The sequence below is a fragment of the Virgibacillus sp. AGTR genome (genome assembly GCF_016919725.2).
Classification (GTDB): domain Bacteria; phylum Bacillota; class Bacilli; order Bacillales; family Amphibacillaceae; genus Virgibacillus; species Virgibacillus salarius.
The window spans coordinates 1-22,045 of sequence record NZ_JAJERH010000055.1; the positions used below are offsets into that span (position 1 = coordinate 1).

21 protein-coding genes are annotated in these 22,045 nt (G+C 37.1%); 18 read left to right on the forward strand and 3 right to left on the reverse strand.

Annotated features, from left to right (window positions below):
- Positions 1-179: 179 nt before the first annotated feature.
- The 4 genes from JUJ52_RS16635 to JUJ52_RS16650 all read left to right on the forward strand — a co-directional run bounded on the left by JUJ52_RS16635 (position 180) and on the right by JUJ52_RS16650 (position 3,708).
- Positions 180-1,334, forward strand: coding sequence for a M20 family metallopeptidase (locus tag JUJ52_RS16635; protein ID WP_026682734.1), 1,155 nt, complete (start codon positions 180-182; stop codon positions 1,332-1,334).
- Between the two features lie 32 nt (positions 1,335-1,366).
- A complete protein-coding gene (locus JUJ52_RS16640) occupies positions 1,367-2,146 on the forward strand; it encodes a transporter substrate-binding domain-containing protein (RefSeq protein WP_166530672.1) in 780 nt (259 codons plus the stop codon).
- Between the two features lie 187 nt (positions 2,147-2,333).
- Positions 2,334-2,993: an amino acid ABC transporter permease gene (locus tag JUJ52_RS16645; protein WP_205389542.1), complete on the forward strand. Its 660-nt coding sequence runs from the start codon at positions 2,334-2,336 to the stop codon at positions 2,991-2,993.
- Entirely contained in the window at positions 2,986-3,708 is a 723-nt protein-coding gene (locus JUJ52_RS16650) for an amino acid ABC transporter ATP-binding protein (RefSeq protein WP_205389543.1), read from the forward strand. Before JUJ52_RS16645 ends, JUJ52_RS16650 begins: the two co-directional genes overlap by 8 nt.
- A 309-nt stretch (positions 3,709-4,017) precedes the next feature.
- Here JUJ52_RS16650 and JUJ52_RS16655 read toward each other — a convergent pair whose 3' ends face one another.
- The 3 genes from JUJ52_RS16655 to JUJ52_RS16665 form a co-directional block, all read right to left on the reverse strand.
- On the reverse strand, positions 4,018-4,497 hold the full coding sequence (locus tag JUJ52_RS16655) for a glutathione peroxidase (protein ID WP_026682730.1): 480 nt from the start codon (positions 4,495-4,497) through the stop codon (positions 4,018-4,020).
- A gap of 435 nt (positions 4,498-4,932) precedes the next feature.
- Complete coding sequence (gene trhO / locus JUJ52_RS16660) at positions 4,933-5,904, reverse strand: oxygen-dependent tRNA uridine(34) hydroxylase TrhO (RefSeq protein ID WP_205389544.1); 972 nt, start codon at positions 5,902-5,904, stop codon at positions 4,933-4,935.
- Between the two features lie 189 nt (positions 5,905-6,093).
- Positions 6,094-7,011 (reverse strand): LysR family transcriptional regulator, encoded by a 918-nt coding sequence (locus JUJ52_RS16665; RefSeq protein WP_205389545.1) that lies wholly within the window; start codon positions 7,009-7,011, stop codon positions 6,094-6,096.
- Between the two features lie 176 nt (positions 7,012-7,187).
- Between JUJ52_RS16665 and JUJ52_RS16670 the strand changes: the two genes are divergently transcribed.
- From JUJ52_RS16670 to copZ, 14 genes are all read left to right on the forward strand, one after another.
- Complete coding sequence (locus JUJ52_RS16670) at positions 7,188-8,516, forward strand: serine hydrolase domain-containing protein (protein WP_166530671.1); 1,329 nt, start codon at positions 7,188-7,190, stop codon at positions 8,514-8,516.
- Between the two features lie 18 nt (positions 8,517-8,534).
- On the forward strand, positions 8,535-9,497 hold the full coding sequence (locus tag JUJ52_RS16675; protein WP_026682727.1) for a dipeptidase: 963 nt from the start codon (positions 8,535-8,537) through the stop codon (positions 9,495-9,497).
- Positions 9,498-9,527: 30 nt separating this feature from the next.
- On the forward strand, positions 9,528-11,318 hold the full coding sequence (locus JUJ52_RS16680; protein WP_026682726.1) for a S9 family peptidase: 1,791 nt from the start codon (positions 9,528-9,530) through the stop codon (positions 11,316-11,318).
- A gap of 37 nt (positions 11,319-11,355) precedes the next feature.
- Entirely contained in the window at positions 11,356-12,285 is a 930-nt protein-coding gene (locus JUJ52_RS16685; RefSeq protein WP_026682725.1) for an ABC transporter permease, read from the forward strand.
- Complete coding sequence (locus tag JUJ52_RS16690) at positions 12,286-13,239, forward strand: ABC transporter permease (protein WP_205389546.1); 954 nt, start codon at positions 12,286-12,288, stop codon at positions 13,237-13,239.
- Between the two features lie 4 nt (positions 13,240-13,243).
- Positions 13,244-14,257 carry an ABC transporter ATP-binding protein gene (locus JUJ52_RS16695; protein WP_026682723.1) on the forward strand — a complete coding sequence of 338 codons (1,014 nt, stop codon included), beginning with the start codon at positions 13,244-13,246 and terminating at the stop codon, positions 14,255-14,257.
- Positions 14,254-15,207 carry an ABC transporter ATP-binding protein gene (locus tag JUJ52_RS16700; RefSeq protein WP_026682722.1) on the forward strand — a complete coding sequence of 318 codons (954 nt, stop codon included), beginning with the start codon at positions 14,254-14,256 and terminating at the stop codon, positions 15,205-15,207. Before JUJ52_RS16695 ends, JUJ52_RS16700 begins: the two co-directional genes overlap by 4 nt.
- Positions 15,208-15,238: 31 nt before the next feature.
- Entirely contained in the window at positions 15,239-15,436 is a 198-nt protein-coding gene (locus JUJ52_RS16705; protein ID WP_211911279.1) for a hypothetical protein, read from the forward strand.
- 51 nt (positions 15,437-15,487) lie between these two features.
- Entirely contained in the window at positions 15,488-17,095 is a 1,608-nt protein-coding gene (locus JUJ52_RS16710; RefSeq protein ID WP_205389547.1) for a peptide ABC transporter substrate-binding protein, read from the forward strand.
- A 70-nt stretch (positions 17,096-17,165) separates the two neighbouring features.
- Positions 17,166-17,528 (forward strand): DUF3899 domain-containing protein, encoded by a 363-nt coding sequence (locus JUJ52_RS16715; protein WP_121604514.1) that lies wholly within the window; start codon positions 17,166-17,168, stop codon positions 17,526-17,528.
- Positions 17,529-17,664: 136 nt separating this feature from the next.
- Entirely contained in the window at positions 17,665-18,234 is a 570-nt protein-coding gene (locus tag JUJ52_RS16720) for a biotin transporter BioY (protein WP_026682719.1), read from the forward strand.
- A gap of 548 nt (positions 18,235-18,782) precedes the next feature.
- On the forward strand, positions 18,783-19,085 hold the full coding sequence (locus tag JUJ52_RS16725; protein WP_026682718.1) for a metal-sensing transcriptional repressor: 303 nt from the start codon (positions 18,783-18,785) through the stop codon (positions 19,083-19,085).
- A gap of 14 nt (positions 19,086-19,099) precedes the next feature.
- Positions 19,100-21,487, forward strand: a complete 2,388-nt coding sequence (locus JUJ52_RS16730) for a heavy metal translocating P-type ATPase (protein ID WP_026682717.1) — start codon at positions 19,100-19,102, stop codon at positions 21,485-21,487.
- A 104-nt stretch (positions 21,488-21,591) separates the two neighbouring features.
- The gene (copZ, locus tag JUJ52_RS16735) at positions 21,592-21,798 is read left to right on the forward strand and encodes a copper chaperone CopZ (protein WP_026682716.1); all 207 of its coding nucleotides are present in this window, start codon (positions 21,592-21,594) and stop codon (positions 21,796-21,798) included.
- Positions 21,799-22,045: the final 247 nt, after the last annotated feature.

Sequence of the window (22,045 nt, forward strand, 5' to 3'; positions counted from 1 at the left end):
CTAGTATACATGGGGATTAATAAGAAGCAATTGATGAATAGTGTGTGACAAACGTTTATATGTTAGTGCCCTTTAGATAAAGTAATAGGATTGGCATAAAATAACTATTGCATGAGTATACACAATATGTTATAAATATACATATTAATTAATAAATATGCATATAGGTGGGAAGCAAAATGAATGATCCATTATTTGAAAATATAACTAAAATTCATGGAGATTTATGTGAGATCAGCCGTTATCTATATGAACATCCTGAATTAGGGGACCGAGAGTATAAATCTATGAAACAATTAACAGATTTATTAGCCAGCCATGATTTTACTATTGAGACGGGTACAGCTGGTAGACCAACCGCTTTTAAAGCTGTATTTAATGGTGAGAAGCCTGGACCTGTTATTGCCTACTTAGCAGAGTATGACGCCTTACCAGAGGTAGGACACGGATGTGGTCATAATTTAATTGGAACAATGAGTGTAGGTGCAGGAATTATTCTTAGCAAGCAGGTAGCTGAAATTGGTGGGAGCGTTGTCGTTCTTGGTACACCAGCTGAAGAAACAAACGGAGCAAAGGTTCCTATGAGTGAGCAAGGTATTTTTAATGAGATCGATGTAGCAATGATGGTCCATCCAGGTGATCAATCGTATGAAAGTGGTGATTCACTGGCAATGGATGCTATTCAGTTTGCTTACTTTGGGAAATCCTCCCATGCTGCTGCTTCTCCTGAAAAAGGAATAAATGCTTTAGACAGTGTGATTCAACTATTCAATGGGATTAATGCATTACGTGAACATTTACCTGACGATGTACGAATTCATGGGATTATTGCTGAGGGAGGTAGTGCAGCAAATGTGGTACCAGATAAGGCTGTCGCTCAGTTCTATATTCGAGCAAAAGAGCGAGCTGTATTAAATGATGTCGTAACAAAAGTTATGAACATTGCTAATGCGGCTGCCATGATGACAGGTGCCAGATTAGAATCATCTAATTATGAACTCAGCTACGACAATATGATAACAAACAAGCAATTGTCTAACGTTTTCTCAAAGCATTTACAAGATATATCCGGTGTACCTGTACTTCCAGCGAAGCAGAGTTATGGATCCATTGACATGGGAAATGTTAGTCATGTCGTTCCAGCAATTCATCCTTATATCGGGTTGGATGAGCCTGGCTTAGTTGCACATACGAAGGAATTTGCTGATAAGACAATTACAGCAAAAGGGCAGCAAGTTATTGCGGATGGTGCATTAGCATTGGCTAGGACTGGCTATGAGGTCATTACAGACTCTGTCTTGTTAAAAGCAATACAAACAGAATTTCATAAATAATAACAACAGATAAAGAAAATGGGGCGAAAAACATGAAAAAAACAATAGGTATCATTTTTCTTTCTACAATAATCGTAGGTTTGTTATCAGCTTGTGGTAGTAGTGAAGATTCCACATCAAATAATTCAAAGTCTGCTGATGAGGAGGTATTGAAAATGGCAACCTCAGCTGATTTTCCTCCTTTTGAATCACGAGATCCACAAGGTAATTTTGAAGGATTCGATATTGACTTAGCGCATCTGATTGCTGATGAATTAGGGTATGAATTACAAATCGAAGATATGAAATTTGATGGATTAATTGGTGCATTACAGGCTAATAGAGTAGATATGGTTATGTCAGGGATGAGTGCTACAGAAGAACGTAAAAAAAATGTTGATTTCTCTACAGAATATCATCACTCTGGGGAAAGCTTCTTGACAGGTGCTGAATCCAATATTAAAAGCCTTGATGATTTAAAAGGAAAAACAATTGGTGTGCAGTTAGGTACGATTCAAGAAGAGGGAGCAGAAATCTTAGCAGATAAATACGATTTTGAAGTTAAAAAAGTGGATAATGCTGGTTTACTTGTACAGGAATTGAATTCGAATCGAATTGATGTTGGGTATATGGATAAAACGGTTGCCAAGGGTTATATCAACGAGCAAGGATTAAAAGGGTTTGATGATCCAACGACAAGCTCGCCTGGAATGGGCATTGCTTTCCCGAAAGGAAATGGACTTGTGGATGATGTGAATGATGTATTAAAAAAATTAGAGGAAGATGGAAAAATAAAAGAATTGGAAGAAAAATGGCTGTCAGATATGGAGTAGGCTAACGTCTATTCAATTAACCATAAGTTACAGCAAACGTTTCTATTTTGTACAAGATGCATGTAGGTAGCACGTTAGTAGTATTTGTAATTGGATAAACATCGTGGTTATCTCGATAATCGATTATTAGGATTTGCTGCCAACTACACTCTGTAATAACAACGAGAGAAAAGCGAGGTGATAAGGCATGAATTTGGATTTCAGCCAAATCGTGCCTTATATTCCTTTTATACTAGAAGGAATATGGGCTACATTAAAATTTGTTAGTGTTTCCATTGTGATAGGTTTTATCTTAGGTACAGTATTGTCATTATGTAAAATTACAAACATCCCTGTACTAAAATGGGTAGCGGATGCTTATACATCGATATTCCGCGGAACTCCCCTCATATTACAGCTTATGATTATCTATTATGCTGTACCACAATTAACTGGTTATAATATATCTGCATTTCTATCTGCTGTGTTAGCTTTTGGGCTGAATTCTGCTGCTTATATCTCAGAAATTATTCGTGGTGGTATCCTTGCAATTGATAAAGGACAGACGGAAGCTGCTGAGGCTTTAGGCGTTCCGTATAAGCCAATGATGTTAAATATTATCTTACCACAAGCTTTTAAAAATATACTGCCTGCAATGATGAATGAGTTTATCACGTTAACAAAGGAATCAGCACTTGTTTCTACAATTGGTTACTTAGATATTATGCGAAGAGCACAAATTGCTGGCGCAGATTTATACCGGAATTTTGAAGCATTATTATTTGCTGGACTAATTTATTGGGTAATGGTTTATATACTTACTTTACTAGGTAGATTGATGGAACGGAGGCTTCGTCAAAGTGATTAAAGCAAAGAATCTTACAAAAGTATTTGATAAAAATATAGTCTTAGATCAAATTTCTACAACCATTCATCAAGGAGAAGTTGTAACGATTATTGGTCCATCTGGTTCGGGAAAATCAACATTTTTGCGCTGTCTAAATTTATTGGAAGACTCAACGGAGGGGCAAATATATATAAAAGAAAAAGAGATTACGAAGCTTAAAACAAATAAATTAGAAATTCGTAAAAACATCGGGATGGTTTTTCAACATTTTCATTTATTTCCACATATGACGGTGTTAGATAACGTTAGTTATGCACCGCAAAAGGTGAAGGGTGTAGAAAAACGAGAGGCAGAAGCAGTTGCAAGAAAGTTATTAGCTAAGGTAGGGTTAACAGATAAAGAGAATACCTATCCGAATCGATTATCTGGTGGGCAGAAGCAGCGAGTGGCAATTGCTAGAGCTTTAGCAATGGAGCCAGAAATTATGTTGTTTGATGAACCTACCTCCGCATTAGATCCTGAAATGGTTAAAGAAGTACTAGATGTAATGAAGGATTTAGCAAAGACAGGGATGACGATGGTAATTGTGACACATGAAATGAATTTTGCGAAGGAAGTGGGCGATCGTGTGCTATTTTTAGATAACGGTAAGCTGGTAGAGGAGGCGGTACCGTCCGTTTTCTTTGACAAGCCTACTACAGATCGTGCGAAGGTTTTCCTAGAAAAAGTACTTTAAAAGAAGATATGGACATAAGTGTATGTTAGATAATAAAAGTCGAACAATCATTCGATACGTTTTGGTACCAACCCCGGGGAAGTTAGAGTGAAAAATCTAACTTCTGGGGGTAACCACCAATTCGTTCTTATTCGTCTAGTGAGGTTTCATGTACAATATGCACAGTCTCTGCGGATCTATAAAATATGCTGGGCTAGCTCTGATATTATCAATCCGAAAATGTCATTTAGTCGGATGACGAGGTCGAATTTCCTAATAGAGGGAATCTGGAGCTTGTATCTATTTAAAGTTGTACATAAAAAAAGATGGTTATCCTTGTAAAGCTACCTCAATATCTGTTTTGATCTGTTCTGGTTTTGTTTGTGGAGCATATCGATTAATTACTTCCCCTTGTTTGTTTACTAAGAACTTGGTGAAATTCCATTTGATCTGTTTCGTAAGAAAACCTTTAGCCTCTTCTGTTAAATAGTTAAAAAGGGGATGGGCATTTTCACCTTTAACATCAACCTTACTAAACATTGGAAAGGTAACTCCATAATTAATCTGGCAGAATTCCGAGATTTCTCCTTCTGTTCCTGGATCCTGATTATTAAACTGATTGCAAGGAAATCCAAGTACTTGAAATCCTTGATCCTTGTAAGCATTGTATACGTTTTGTAATCCTTCGAGCTGTGGAGTAAATCCACATTTGCTTGCTGTATTTACAATTAACAATACCTCACCTCGGTAATCGCTTAATGACTTTTCTTTACCACCTATCATTTTAGCTTGAAATTCATAGACACTCATAAAAAAGCCTCCTTTTAAAAAAAGGATAGCAAGTTGATGTGGGCATGTCAAAGCGGGGATTACATAGTTTTCCCCACAAAGAATAGCTTCCTAACACCAAATGTTTCTCTTTAATAGGGGTTGAATCGCTTTTGAAGATAGGAAGATTTTCTTTATTATGGAGAATATCATTATTAAAAAACTTAACAATAAGCACGCCCGATTAGAAAGATAGCGACTGGAGTGAGTCAACGGAGATAAAGGAATCACGGTGAGCTTGTAAACCGATAATGACTTAGATTAGGGCAATTCGTGAAGTCACCTCGTTTCTGGGCGCTGAGTTGGACGTGGCTCAATATGTTCATATTTATCACATAGTCAAATTTTATAATTTCCTAGACTACAAAAAAGCCCCCAATTGTTCATATGACAACAATTAGGGGCTGAATGAAAATGTTAAATTTCTTGCTTTAATGTTTCACCTAGTTTTTGCAAGCGTTCTTCTACCTCTTCTTGTGATAGTTCATGTTCTTTTACATACAAGTTCCGAGGGCTAACACGGCACTCATGCGTACAGCCTCGTAAATATTTGTGCTCATTTTCTTCTGAGCAGAGAATTTGTTTATTACATTCTGGGTTTGCACAGTTTATATATCTTTCGCACGGTTCGCCATCGAAATAATCCACGCCGACTACTACGTGTTCTTTTTGGTTTACTGGTACGGAAATACGTTCATCGAATACATAGCATTTACCATCCCATAATTCACCTTGCACCTCAGGATCCTTACCATACGTAACGATTCCGCCGTGTAATTGATTAACATCTTCAAATCCTTCTTCTAACAGCCAACCAGAAAACTTCTCACAGCGGATACCACCGGTACAATAGGTTAGGACCTTTTTATCCTTAAACTGATCCTTGTGTTCACGAATCCACTCTGGTAATTCACGGAAGGTTTTTATATCTGGGCGAACTGCTCCGCGGAAATGTCCTAAATCGTATTCATAATCATTCCGTGCATCAATAACGACTGTGTTTTCATCCTGCATTGCTTCGTAAAATTCTTTCGGAGATAAATGATTACCTGTAGTTTCTAAAGGGTTTATATCATTTTCTAATCGAAATGTCACTAGCTCTTTACGAGGACGAACATGCATTTTTTTGAAGGCGTGATCTGCAGCCTCGTCAATTTTGAATACCATGTCTGCAAAACGAGGGTCCTGATGCATTGCTTCCATGTATGCTTCTGTTTGTTCGATTGTACCTGAAACAGTACCATTGATCCCTTCTTGGGCTACTAAAATTCTACCTTTTAATCCCAATTCCTTACAGAATTTCAGATGTTCCGCAGCGTAACCTTCAGGGTCATCAATTTGAACATACTGATAGTACAATAATACTTGATAATTATTGTTTTTCTCCATGTTGTTTACCACCTATCATTTATATTTGCAAGATACAAATGTTTGGTAGTCGATATTCAATTTTTTCTATCTTGCAACAGATATTATACCAATGTTTCATAAGAAATTCAAAATGGGTTTTATTTAGATGCATTTCAGTTTCTTTTTGCTGTTTGAAAAGGGAAGCTCACTAGCACACTTTTGATTAATTTAGATAAATTCTTTAAAAATAGGGTCTGTTTGTAGAATATCAAGAATCTGATTTGTTACAAAAGATGTATTATTCTCCTCATTCCATAAGACGGAGGTAGAGCTGAATAATTCAATATTATTGAGTTTTAATATTTTGATTTTATTATTCTCTAGTAAACTCGTCATATCAGATGGCATTAGGGAAACACCTAAATTATTGGATACAAGATGATAAATAGATAATAATGCTGAACCAGTACATAACTTTTTCGGAGAAAACCCAGCAGTAAGACACGCTTTATCTAGTAGAAATTGTAAAGGATTCGTATGATCATCACTGTAATGAATAAATGTTTCGTTTTTTGCGTCTTGGAGGTCTACAGAATCTCTTTGGGCTAATGGGTGATTTTTTGCTACAACTAGTCGTAATGGATATTTTTTAAATTCGAACAGCCTTAAATCGTTGTTTAGGAACTCTTCTTTATAAATAGGAGTTCGAATGAAGGCAAGATGATAGTGCTTTTGTTTCATAAATTCAATAGCCTTCGATGACGTAGTTTCATGTGTATAAACGTCGATATCTGGAAAATCGGTTAGCATTTTTATTAATAGTTTAGGGATGAAAATACTTGCTGCTGATGGCACAGCAGCAATTTTTATTTTAGCCTTAGGAATCATTTTTTGTGTAGTCATGAAATCTAATGTCATTTCAATATCGTTGAATGATGTAGATAGCTTGTTGAAGATAAAGGCCCCTTCTTCTGTTAGAGCTACTTTTCTAGTGGTACGATTTAATAGCTTAAACCCTAGTTTACGCTCGAGATCAGAAATTTGTTGGCTTAAGCCAGGTTGGGATATGTGTAAAGCCTTGGATGCCTCGCTAAAACTAAGATGCTTTGCAACTTCTATAAAGTATCGTAATGTTTGTAGACTCATGTAAGGGCTCCTCTTATGTGCTTATATAAGTACTGTATTAATAACTATTGATTATAATATTATAAAAATTATATATTTTTATAATTCTATCGTCAATATTATAATGATTGAAACTAGAGCTCTTAAAACAGGCTTTCTAATCAGGTCAAACATAATCGTATTAAGGAGTGCCAACTATGCATAATAATAAGTGGTCTATTTTTGAATCCTATGTCAATCAGCTCATGTTGGATGGGCATGTGCCGGGTGCAGCTGTCGCTGTCTCGAAAAATGGGGAAACTATATATATGAATGGTTTCGGTTATCGAGATGTGAAAAATAAAAAACTTGTTACTGTAGATACGATTTTTGGTATCGCCTCCATAACGAAATCCTTTACAGCATTAGCAATTATGAAATTGGAGTCGGAAGGAAAGCTATCAGTTGATGACCCCGTGATTAAGTATTTACCAGATTTCCAATTGAAAACGGAAGATATGTCTCAAATAAAGATACACCATTTGCTATCCCATACAGTAGGACTTCCGCCAATTGAGCGTTATCAAGAATTAAACCGCTTTCATGAGCATATCTCCTATTTAGCAACTATTCATGAACGTCCTTTAGGTAAACCGGGAGAATATTTGAGTTACTGTAACGATCTATATTTATTGTTAGGTGCCATCATTGAGAAAGTGACTGGAAGACTATTCCGGAAATACATGATCGAAGAAATTATAGCTCCACTAGAAATGCATCGTACTACATATAGTACCGAAGATATTAAAAAGTTCGGGAATGTAACGGTGCAGTATGACTATGATCCTGTTGCGAAATCATTTCAATCCAATCCTTGGGAAAACCTTGGTAATTATGAAACAAGTGGAGGGCTTCGTTCGACGGTCGTGGATTTGATAAAGTATGGAAATGTCTATGTAGATACACTTGCTTCAGAACAATCAACTTGGCAGCATATAAACTATCAAAAGATGTGGAAGCCAGTTTTTCCAATTGGTAAAAATGAATGTTATGGATATGGGGTAAGAACAGAGCAAGATTATTTTGGATATCAGCTAGTAAAGCATGGTGGGAGTTTGCCCGGTGTTTCTTCATATTTTGGTTTTATACCAGAAGAGAAAATAGTAGTAGCAGTTCTGACAAATGTTTCTAGTGGTCCGAAAATAGACATCTGGAAAGCTGCGCTACATACAGCTTTAGGGATACCAATTAAACAGAAGAAGAAGGAAGCGCCTGACTATCATCTTTCACCTAAGGAACTTCAAGCATTGATAGGTACTTATGCGACGAACAAGAAGGGAAGCCGATTAGAAATTCGAATCATAAATAATGTACTCGTTGCTGAAACCAACGGTCATTCATCTGTTGTTAAGGCTATTGATTATCAGACTCTAGTAATAAAAGACAGTGGAAAAGTAGTGAAGTTTTTTATAGACGACAATGGTGTTGCTTGGGCAGCATTTATCAATTTAAGAATGCTGCCGCGTGTTGAAGGAGCTGCTGTCTAATACTTGGAGGAGCTAGATATGAATGTTATTGATACACATTGTGATGCATTGGTTAAAATGCAGGTTGCTAAACGGGAGAGAGATCAAATACTGAAATATAAGGATTCCAATCAATTAACTACAAATCTATTGGAGTTGCAAAAAGGAAAGGTAGTTGTACAGTTTTTCGCAATATTTATCAAACCTTATGTACCTGCTGAAAAGAAATGGGAATATGCATTAGAACAGATAGAAATCTTCCATTCCGAAATCATTGGTAAGAACCCGACGATGAAACATATTAAACATTGGCAAGATATTGATACGCTTAAGAAAGGGGAAATTGGTGCAATCCTAACATTAGAAGGCGCAGAGCCCTTTGGAAATGAACTAGATAAATTGGAATATCTGTACAGTGCTGGGATTTTATTAATTGGTTTAACATGGAACCATGCCAATCTCTGTGGAGATGGTGCAGGAGTAGCGAATGCAGGTGGTTTAACTCCGTTAGGAAAAGAAGTTATTAAACGAAATAATAAGAATGGTGTTTTTACAGATGTATCTCACGCTTCTGTAAAGGGATTCTGGGATACAATTGAAATCGCTGATTATCTCATTGCCAGCCATTCCAATGTGCGTAGTATTTGTGATCACCCTCGTAATCTATATGATGACCAAATTAAAAGTATGCTAGATTGCCAAGGGCTTATTCATGTAGTATACAATCCCCCCTTCATAAATAAAAAGCGCGTCACAACTATTGCTGATTTAATCAAGCATATTGACCATCTATGCTCACTAGGGGGTGTGAATAATATCGGTTTTGGTTCTGATTTTGATGGAGTTAAAACGTTTGTGAACAAACTTGAAAGAGCATCCCATTACCAGAATTTAATTAATGAATTGTTGAAATTTTATACAGAAGACGAAGTAAAAGGGTTTGCCTATCAAAACTTCCTACGGCATCGACCTTTACGTACAACCAACAACTTATTTGTTTGATGAATAAATTTTAAGTGAGGTGTTAATTTGTTGGAAAAATTATCGGATTATTTAAAAATAAATGGAGCTGAACAACCAAAGAAAGTACCAAATAGTAATAAAATCACTTATGTGCATCGAGGTAATGGCTTGCCGCAACTATATGAATTCGATCTTGTAACGAGAGAAGAAAGGCCGTTCGTGTTGACGGACGGAAGAGTGCTCTCCGTGAATCATTCCAAGAGCGGAATGTATACGGTTCTAGGCATAGATTATAAAGGAAACGAAAAAAAACAATTATTTCTCTATCATCAGCAAACGAAAAAATTAAAGAGACTCGTATACGCTTTAGACCATTTTCATACTTTTGGAGACTTTTCTCCTAATGAAAAGAAAATAATCTATACTTCTTATCAAAAAGAGGAGCAAGGCTACCACGTCCACATTATAGATGTAGAAACAGAGAAAGGAGATCTTCTTTTTCGTTGTGAAGGTGCATGTACCGTCGTTAAATGGATGAAGGATTGCGATCATGTAGTAGTACAACTACAGGAAACGAATATTGATTCCTCTTATTGGATAATTAATTTACAAGACTTATCTAAGGTAAGAATTGGAGTAAAAGATAAATTAGCTCGTTATCAATCCGTAGTATTTTCAAAAAATCAGGAGAAAGGCTTTTTGCTTTCAGATGTTAATAGTGAATATATGCATTTATATCAATTCTCATTATCTCATCCACAAGAGCTCATTCCTGTTATTCAATCCATTCCATGGGATATAGAGGAGATGAAACTTTCAAAGGACGAAACAAAAATAGCTCTCACTGTTAATCAAGGTGGAGTTTCACTCATCTACGTATATGACATTGCCAATAACAGCTTAAAAAAGATGGAAGAATTACCAATTGGTGTAACATCACATATCACATGGCTGGATAACCGTTCCTTCTTTTTTCTGTTAAAAGGACCACAAATGCCTGGGGAAGTACATATCTACGATCTTCTAAAGAGGACATTGACACGATTGACGGATACTGGTTATTCCGATGCATTACAGCTAAGAAAATACAATCCGGAGATGTGCGCATTTAAATCGTTTGATGAGCTGGAAATTCCCTATTTCTATTACGCAAATAGTAAAAATCCAAAAGGTGCCGTTATTTATGTTCATGGTGGGCCAGAAAATCTATCCAGAGTGGACTTTAATCCAATTCTCCAAGGACTCGTTCATATGGGGATTTCCGTATTTGTTCCAAATATACGAGGGAGTAAGGGTTTTGGGAGGAAATATTTATCCTTGGATGATCGAAGAAAGCGTTTAGATGCAGCGAAAGATATTAAGGCTCTTGCTCAGGTTGCTTTTGATAAACACGGTATTCAGAAAGACAAGCTGGGCATCATGGGAAGAAGCTACGGTGGTTTTATCGTCAATACGGTCATTGGACATTATCCGAACTTATGGTCAGCAGCAGTATCCATTGTTGGTATATCACATATTCGTACATTTTTAGAGAAAACCGGTTCTTATAGACGGTTATTAAGAGAGTACGAATATGGGTTTTTATCAGAGGACAAGTCCTTTTTTGATGAAATATCCCCTCTTTGCCATGCGAAGCAGGTGAGTGTGCCTCTTTTGATGTGTCATGGACAAAATGATAGTCGTGTCCCAGTTGAAGAATCGAAGCAATTTAAAGAGAAATTAACGAAATTGGGTAAGGATGTGACACTAATTATCTCTGAAGAGGATGGCCATCAAATGGGGGGACAGACCAGTAGTATGGCTAGTTATCAATCGATGCAATTTAAGGTGGGAGAATTTTTTGATAGATACTTAAACTAATGGGAAGTAATTTTATGTCAATATAGGGAGGAATGTTATGTACATCATTAGACGTGTCCTTACGATGTTATTAACTGTATGGGTAATTGCGACATTGACATTTATTTTGATGAAGCTGATTCCCGGAGATCCTTTTTCTACAGAAGAAGGAGCGCTACCAGAAGAGGCACTTGAAAATCTATATGCGAAGTATGGCCTTGATGACCCTTTACCAATTCAATATCTTACATATATGAAGAATTTATTGACGTTTGACTTAGGAATCTCTATGGAGGGTAGTGGAAGGTCAGTAAATGATATTATTGCTTCTGGTCTGGGGGCTTCAGCGACACTAGGACTACTAACGCTACTTATCGCCTTAGTATTTGGTGTTACGTTAGGAATTATAGCTGCTTTATACCATAATAGTATTTTTGATTATACAGCAATGGTAATAGCAACAGTTGGAATTTCAGTACCTAACTTTATACTTGCACCACTATTAATGAAATTCTTAGCCGTTGATTTACAAGTATTTCCTGTTGCGAATTGGGGAACGTGGCAGCATGCTGTGCTACCATCGATAGCTTTGGCATCTGGGCCATTAGCAATTATAGCCCGTTTTGTCCGCTCGAGTATGCTTGATGTTATAAATCAAGATTATATGAAAACTGCAGATGCAAAGGGGTTACCAACATATCGTATCCTCTTTTTGCATGGTATCCGTAATGCCATATTACCTGTTGTATCTTTTATTGGACCACTATTTGTATCTTTAATTACAGGCACACTAGTGATAGAACGCATATTCTCTGTACCGGGTATTGGACGGTACTTTGTGGATAGTATATTTAACCGAGACTACACGGTAATCATGGGAACTACTATTTTTTATAGCGTTATTCTAGTTGTTGTCTTATTTTTAATTGATGTTTCCTATCGATTTATCGATCCACGGATTACATTGACTAGTAAAGGAGGATCATAGATGAGTAAGGAAGCAAGGGAATTATTATTTGAGCCAGTTAGGCAACAAGATCGATTATCTGAAAAGATCGTTCGACCAAGCTTATCTATTTGGCAAGAAACGGCTATCAATATATTAAAAAATAAACTAGCGTTACTTGGTATAGCATTACTTCTTATCATCACGTTTTTTGCAATCGCAGGGCCGTCTATGGTTCCTTATTCCGCCTCTGAACAGGAGCTTACCAAGAATAATCTTCCTCCATCTAGTGAGCATTGGTTTGGAACAGATGATTTGGGGCGTGACGTATGGGCGCGTACTTGGCAGGGGGCAAGAGTTTCTCTAACCATAGGTTTAGTGGCTGCTTTATTAGATTTAATTATTGGTGTAACCATTGGTGGCGTATCTGGATACATGGCTGGAAAGGGGAAAAAGGGTGACCGAATAGATAATATATTAATGCGTATCGTTGAGGTGCTATATGGTATTCCATACTTACTCGTTGTTATATTGCTGATGGTAATTATGGAGCCAGGCATGCTAACAATTATTATTGCTTTGTCTGCCACGGGTTGGGTTGGCATGGCTCGAATTGTCCGCGGGCAAATCCTACAATTAAAATCCCAAGACTATGTACTAGCTGCAGAAAAGTTAGGTACGAGTCATGCCAAGATAATTAGAAAACATTTAATTCCGAATACGATGGGGATCATCATTGTTAATCTTACATTTTCAGTTCCATCCGCTATATTTTCTGAATCTTTCCTAAGTTTCCTGGGGCTGGGTGTTCAAGCTCCCTTTGCGAGCTGGGGTACGATGGCTGATGATGCATTAGGAGTTGTTATTGGTGGACAATGGTGGAGGCTTTTCTTCCCCGCTCTTATGATCTCGTTAACGATGTTTGCATTCAATGCTTTTGGCGATGGATTGCAAGACGCTTTAGATCCAAAGGTACGCAAAAAGGGAGGAAAATAACGGTATGTCTTTATTAGAGGTGAATAATTTAAAGGTTAACTTTAAAACTTATGGTGGCACGGTTGATGCCGTAAGGGGAGTCTCCTTTAATGTTAATCACGGAGAAACAGTAGCTATTGTTGGCGAGAGTGGAAGTGGAAAAAGTGTAACTGTACAAGCAATTATGGGGTTAATAGCTCATCCAGCAGGCAATGTACAAGGAGGAAGTATTCGATTTAAAGGAAAAGAATTATTGAAATTAAATAAAAAACAAATGCGGGAAATAAAGGGAAAGCAGATGAGCATGATTTTTCAAGATTCCATGACATCATTAAACCCAACCATGCAGGTTGGCAAGCAAATTTCGGAAGGATTAATCTATCATCAAAATGTTTCCAAGCGAGAAGCAAAGGTAAGAGCGATTGAAATGCTTAAAGAGGTCGGTATTCCAAATGCTGATAAAAGGTATGAACAATATCCGCATGAGTTCAGTGGAGGAATGCGACAACGTGTAATGATTGCAATCGCGCTCGCTTGTAATCCAGATTTGTTAATAGCAGATGAGCCGACGACGGCATTGGATGTAACAATACAGGCACAAGTTCTCGAATTATTACAAGATATTCAAGAAAAAAAAGATACTTCTATTATCTTAATAACACATGATTTAGGGGTAGTGGCCGAGGGTGCGGATAAGGTGATTGTAATGTATGGTGGGATGATGGTAGAGAAATGCAGTGTCCACGAACTATTTTCCAATCCGAATCACCCTTATACATGGGGCTTATTAGAATCGATTCCAAATGTTTATCATGAAAAAAAAGAAAGACTGAAGCCAATTGAGGGATCTCCACCAGATCTATTTTCACCACCGAAAGGGTGCCCTTTTGCTCCTCGTTGTAAATATGCGATGAATATTTGTATGGAAGAAGTTCCTGATCTTTATGACATTGCCGAAGGTCACTCATCAAGATGCTTTTTAAATGATGAATTGGCTCCGAAGATAGCGGAGTTTTCAGATGCGGAGGAGCTTGTATGAATCAAGGAATTATTCAAACAATCGATATTAAAAAACACTTTGCCATAGGCAGGCAGCAGTTAGTCAAATCAGTTGATGGGATTTCCATAGAGATTTATCAAGGAGAAACATTTGGGTTAGTTGGTGAAAGTGGAAGTGGAAAATCTACATTTGGAAAAACAATTGTTGGTCTGACAAACCCTACTGAGGGAGCTGTCTATTATGAGGGTAGTAATGTAAAGGATCTATCAAAGAAGGAACAGCAACGAGTTAATCGGGAAGTTCAGATTATTTTTCAAGACCCCCAAGCCTCTTTAAATCCACGAATGCAGGTAGGGGATATCATAGCTGAAGGAATAGATGCACATGGCTTAGCAAAGGGCAAACAAAGAAAGGAGCGAATCTATGATTTATTGGAAAGAGTAGGGATGAATCCTGATGTTGTAAAGCGCTATCCCCATGAATTTAGTGGAGGACAAAGGCAGCGTATTGGAATTGCTCGAACACTGGCGGTTAAGCCTAAATTTATTGTTGCAGATGAACCAATATCTGCATTAGATGTTTCCATTCAAGCACAGGTTCTAAATTTACTTAATGATTTAAAAGATTCTGAAGATCTAACCTACTTATTTATTGCCCATGATTTAAGTATGGTTAAGCACATCAGTGACCGAATAGGTGTTATGTATCTAGGGAGTATGATGGAATTAACAAATAGTCAGAAACTATTTAACGAACCCAAGCATCCTTATACTCAGGCACTTTTATCAGCTGTTCCTGTGCCAGACCCAACAATTTCAAGAAGAGATAGGATCGTGTTACAGGGAGATCCACCAAGTCCAGTGAACCCGCCAAATGGATGTAAATTTCGCACAAGATGCCCACATGCAATGGAAATTTGTTCTTTAAAAGCCCCGGAATGGAAGGAAATACAGTCTGACCACTGGACAGCCTGTCATCTATATTCATAGTATATTGAAGGAGAAAGAATATGATCAACTATTGAAAGAAGTACGAGTAGAACAAAATGCAGATAAACGCTTTAAGCTATTACATCAAGCAGAAGCAATATTAATGGAGGATTTACCTTTTATGCCATATTATTTCCTCTCATCAAATTATTTACCATCACCAGAAATAGAGGGAATTGTTTACTATAATCATAAATCACCAGTCTTTAAATGGGCTAAAAAAAATTAATAAATGAAAGTGTCGAGGAAGCATATTAAATATGATGGAGGGGGCAGGAAAATGAAAAACAAGTTGATTGTTATTCTATTTATATGCGTAGCTATGATTATGGCAGCTTGCTCAGAAGGAGAGAATAAATCAGGAGCCGAAGGATCAGTAAAGCAAGAGCTTGTATTAAATGCTGGTTCTGAACCAGCTAGTCTTGATCCGGCACTGAATACATCCGTTACTTCTGGATGGATTTTAGATCATATGTATGAAGGTTTATATACGCGCGATCAAGATGGAAATATCACGCTCGGAGTTGCTGAGGATGTAGAGGTGTCAGAAGATGGCACTGTATATACATTTAAGATTAAAGAAGATGCAAAATGGTCCGATGGATCGGATTTAACGGCTGAAGATTTTAAGTATTCTTGGGAAAGGGTATTAAATCCAAATACAGGAGCACGATTTGCGTACTATTTATTTGTCATAAAGAATGCTGAAGCATATAACAAAGGGGAAGTAAGTGTAGATGATGTAGGAATAAAAGTAATTAATGATAAAACGTTGGAGGTAACTCTTGAGTCTCCTACTGCGTTTTTAGATAGTCTGATGACCATTTGGACTTTTTATCCTGTAAAAAAAGATATTGTTGAAGGGAATGAAAATTGGACGTTAGATGCTAAAAATTTCGTAACAAATGGTGCTTTCTATATGACGGAATGGGAGCATGACAACAAAATTATCTTATCTAAAAATGATGACTATTATAGTCAAGATGACATCACTTTAAAACAAATTACATTTGAAATGGTCGACGATGCGACAACCGCGTATCAATTATATCAAACTGGCGATCTAGATTTTATCAGTTCCATACCTACAGATCAATTATCTGCTGTTAAGGATAGTGATGAATATATTGAATTTCCATATTATTCTACAGCGATGTTCATATTTAATGTAAATAAAGAACCATTTACGAATCGAAAGGTAAGACAGGCGTTTGCCATGGCAGTTGATCGAAAGTCTCTAGTTGAAAATGTTGGACAAACTGGAGAAACACCAGCTTTTGCTATGGTTCCACCTGGGGCTGACACACCTGATGGGGATTTTCGTGAGCTTGGTGGAGATTATTTTAAAGAAGATTATGATCAAGCAAAAAGATTAATAGAGGAAGCAATGGAGGAAGAAGGCTGGTCTGAATTTCCTGAGGTGACATTAATGTTTAGTACCTCAGATAATAATAAGAGGTATGCGGAAGCAGTACAGGAAATGCTCAAGCAGAACCTAAATATAGATCTTAAGTTAGCCAATCAAGAATGGAATACGTATTTAGATACGTTAGGGCGTGGCGATTATCAAATGGGGAGAATGTCTTGGACGGGTCTCTATATTGATCCAGCAGTGAATCTAGAATACTATCTAGGTACTAGTACGAATAACCGGACGGGTTGGGTCAATGATCAATATGATCAGTTATTAAAGGATGCTCAAGTAGAACAGGAAGTTACGAAGCGCTTTGAACTATTGCATGAAGCTGAGGAAACATTAATGACCGATTTACCTTTTATGCCTTTATACTTCCTAACCAAAAACTATTTAACATCAACAGGCGTCAAGAATGTTGCATACTATGAAAATCGGAGCCCTGTATTTAAATGGGCTAAAAAAACGGAATAAAAGATTGATACAATGTGTGGAGCCAATGACATCCAGTTATAAGTTGATTGGCTCCTAAGGTGGTGTAAGCTTGCTGAAGCATGTTTTCTTTATATTAGCGTGGTTTTTCATTATCATCGTATTAAAGGATATTCTATTTATTACGGACATTGCTTTTATAGTCGGTCTTATTTCTTTACTAATAGTTGCTATCATTCATTTAATAAACAGTGAATTGTTTTATTTGTTTTTTAAAGGTTTTCGAATTATCTGGGAATGGGTAACTCCAGAAAATAGAGGGATGAAAAGAACGGAAGAGATGGTTAAACAAGATTATTCGTTGCAACGATTTAAAAAGAGCTTTCACCAAACGGTTCAAAAATTATTAATATGGACAGGTGTCTATTCGATAGCTATTTCTATCCTTCTTTCTATTCTCCAAGCTTATAACTAGTAAGCGGAGAGCCTAAGAAAACAGTATTGTTAACTTCTGTTTTTTGTAGTTGACAATACTGTTTTTATTGCATACAATTTCACTTATATATAAGAAGATTACAATCTAGGCTATTCAATGCAAAGGGCGGGTATTTATGCATCAGCAAAGCAGAAGGCTCCGAATCATTTTAAATTGTGCTATATTTGCTGCGTTAACAGCTATATTGGCTCAAGTGGAAATTCCATTACCACTCATTCCTATTAGTGGTCAAACGTTGGCAGTCGGTATTACAGCTACTATTCTTGGCAGTCGACAAGGTGCACTAGCAATGATTTGCTATGCGTTACTAGGTGCCTGTGGCCTACCGGTATTTGCAGGCTTTACTCAAGGAATACAGGTTTTGGCAGGTCCAACGGGAGGCTATATTTTTGGATTTATTCTCGCTGCCTATATTACAGGGTGGGTATTAGAAAAAACTAAGTTTAATTTAGCTTATGCCGTCCTTGCAAATACAATAGGTATGCTGATCACATTAATCTGTGGTACGATACAAATCAAGTATTTACTAGCTTTTGATTGGACTACTGCGTTTTTAACTGGAGCACTTCCTTTTATTGTAGTAGGCATGATTAAAGCATTATTAGCTAGTTGGATTGGAATTATAGTAAGGAGACGTTTGATACAAGCAAAGCTTATCTTAGCAAATAAGCAAAGTGCCGCATAAGACATAAACTTTTATCCCACATATAACTGGTTAGTGATCGTTATTTGTGTATAGAAAGAGAAAAATAAATGAAGGAAGAGGACACTGATGAAAGAGAATGATGACGCTCTTTACAATATGAGATAAAATGATGAAACAGCGATGTACCAATTCTTGATTGGATTATAGTACAGTTTTATTTGGAATTATTCCATTTCTAATATATTTTTTTAAAAGATACGAATGAACCTATCCTTTAGTGGAACCTTTTATTATAGAGGCTACTACTAAGGGATTTTTTTAGGTATATAGCATTCTATATGCCCGCACATAACTGGCAGTACCCCCCTCACTTCAAGCAATAAAGAGAAACCAATATGGATAAGTGAGGGAACAACTGCCAGTAAATGTCCGATTGGTTCACCTAACCACCCGTGGGATAAAACAACCCCCACGGATGGAAGCTTCACTTTATATAATTTGATGCATTTCCCTTGCACAAAATACATTAGGGGGGTATAGTATATGTGTAAGGTGAATGTGAAACTACATGTAAGGGGATGAAATAGATGGCAAATCAAAAGCATGAGCATCCAGTAACACCTAGAACAAAAGATGAGAAGTCAGCTGTTACCAATAGGCTCAAACGAATCGAGGGTCAAGTAAGAGGGATACAGAAAATGGTTGAGGAGGATCGGTACTGTATTGACATTTTAGTACAAATAAGTGCTATTAATGCAGCACTAAAAAAAGTTGGATTTTCAATTGCTGAACGACATACTAAGCATTGTGTTACCGATGCGGTTAAATCTGGGGAGGGCAATGAAGCAATTGAAGAGCTAATGGAGGTTTTAAAGCAATTCTCGAAGTGATGGAGGCGTATCCAATGCATGAAAAAGATCATATAACCATTGGGGTAACAGGAATGACCTGTGCAGCCTGTTCTTCAAGGATTGAAAAAGTGTTAAATAAAATAGATGGAGTCGAAGCACAGGTTAATTTGACTACAGAAAAAGCAAATGTGGACTTTGACCCAGAGACCGTAAGCATAGAAGATGTTACAGGGAAAATAGAGAAGCTAGGTTATGGTGTTGAGACAGAAAAATCGGAGCTGGATGTTTTAGGAATGACCTGTGCTGCATGCTCAACAAGAATTGAAAAAGCTTTAAGTAAAAAACAGGGAGTTAGGAGTGCATCCGTTAACCTAGCCAATGAGACAGCTACGATTGAATATAACCCGCTAATAGTTGAAGAACAGGATTTTATAGATGCTGTACAAAAACTTGGCTATAAAGCAAATCCTAAAGCTGGAAACGATATACAACAATCAAAAAAAGAAAAACAGCTCATGAAAATGAGATGGAAATTGATGGTTTCAGCTACATTATCCATTCCACTGTTAATTACCATGCTTGATCATTTATTCGGTTTACAGTTGCCAGCTATCTTTATGAATCCGTGGTTTCAATTTGCTTTAGCAACACCTGTTCAGTTTATAATTGGTTGGCAGTTTTATGCTGGAGCATATAAAAATCTTCGTAATAGATCTGCAAATATGGATGTACTTGTCGCTTTAGGCACAAGCGCTGCATATTTTTATAGTCTTTATGAGGTAATGAAAGCAATGGTCGATCAAAATTATATGCCTCATCTTTATTTTGAAACGAGTGCGATCTTAATTACGTTAATCTTGTTTGGGAAATATTTAGAAACAAAGGCCAAAAGTAGAACAACAATGGCAATTTCTAAATTATTAAATCTTCAAGCAAAACAAGCAAGAGTGGTTAGAAATGGCACTGAAATGATGGTACCGATAGAGGAAGTAATTCAAGGGGATCGATTAATCGTTAAACCAGGTGAAAAAATACCCGTAGACGGTGTTATTATGCGTGGAAGAACATCTGTGGATGAATCGATGCTTACCGGAGAATCACTTCCAGTTGAAAAAGATCGTGACTCAACAGTGATTGGTGCAACCATAAATAAAAATGGCACATTTGAAATGAAGGCGACAAATGTAGGGAAAGAGACTGCACTAGCTTCTATTATTAGGGCTGTAGAGGATGCACAAGGGTCTAAAGCACCGATTCAACGATTAGCTGATATCATCTCAGGTTACTTTGTGCCAATTGTTGTTGGAATTGCCTTGCTTACCTTTTTAGCCTGGATCTTGTTTGTTGTACCTGGTGAACTGGAGCCAGCGTTAGTTGCTGCTATTGCAGTACTTGTTATCGCTTGTCCATGTGCACTGGGTTTAGCTACACCTACGTCCATTATGGTAGGCACAGGAAAAGCAGCGGAACATGGGATATTGTTTAAGGGTGGGGAACACCTTGAGCGAACGCATAAGCTAGATACAATTATTTTTGATAAAACCGGAACGATTACTAAAGGGAAACCAGAAGTAACAGATTTTACTAGCGATGAGCGTGTATTACAATTGGTTGCAAGTGCAGAAAAAGGTTCAGAGCATCCCTTGGCAGAAGCTATTGTAGCTTATGCAACGGAAAAAGGATTAGATATGCTGGATGTAGAAAGCTTCAATGCTATACCCGGTCGAGGTATAGCTGCACAGATAGATGGTAATCAGGTACTTGTTGGTACCAGACTATTAATGAAGGAGAATGATATTAACTATTCAACTGATGTCGAAATGCAGCTTCACACATTTGAAGAGCATGGAAAAACAGCAATGTTGATTGCCGTAGATAAGGAGTATCAAGGCATTATCTCCGTTGCCGATACGATAAAGGATACTGCATTACAGGCAATCAAACAGTTAAAAGATCAAGGGTTGGAAGTCGTTATGTTGACAGGAGATAATGAAAGAACGGCTAAGGCAATTGCAGATCAAGCTGGAATTGACCAAGTAATTGCTGAAGTCCTACCTAAAGAAAAAGCAGCTAAGGTGAAGATGATCCAAGAGGATAAAAGAAAAGTTGCAATGGTAGGAGATGGTATTAACGATGCGCCTGCACTTGCTATTGCAGATATAGGAATTGCGATTGGAACAGGCACCGAGGTGGCCATTGAGGCAGCAGATGTAACGATTTTGGGAGGAGAACTGCTTCTCATTCCAAAAGCAATTAAAATTAGCCAAGCGACGATTAAGAATATCAGGCAAAACCTGTTCTGGGCTTTTGCCTATAATAGTGCTGGAATTCCGATAGCAGCAATGGGATTATTAGCACCCTGGATTGCTGGAGCTGCTATGGCATTTAGTTCTGTAAGTGTCGTTTCTAATTCACTTCGTTTAAAACGAGTTAAGTTATAAAGTAAGAATAGTAGGTATCCAAGATAAAGTAATACTTCAATCAGTTGGGGTTTTACTACGGATAAATAATAGTTATCTAAACAATGAAAGGAGATTTATTTATAATGCAAACAACAATCGACGTAAAAGGAATGAGCTGTGGTCATTGCGAGCAGTCTGTAAAAGGTGCACTAGAAAATTTAACGGGTGTTACAACGGTAGAGGTGCATCTAAATACTGGGAAAGTCGATATAACCTATGATGACACAAAGGTTTCTATAGCTGATATGCAAGAGGTAATTGAAGAACAAGGCTACGATGTTATCGTATAGTGCAATTATGTTAGGTGAAATTGACTAGTGACCTGGCTAATTATCATGCTTCTGACACAATTTGGATATGAAATAGCCTAATTGTGAAAAAAATGTTGCAAATATCAAGGTATCCACTTGCATTTTAACTCATAACAAGGTAAAGTTAAAGGTGCAAAAGGAAATTGAAGTTTGAATAATACTTTACGATCTCTTTATCAAAGTAGGTGTAAAAGTATTTATGATTCAATTACTTTGCACGATATTT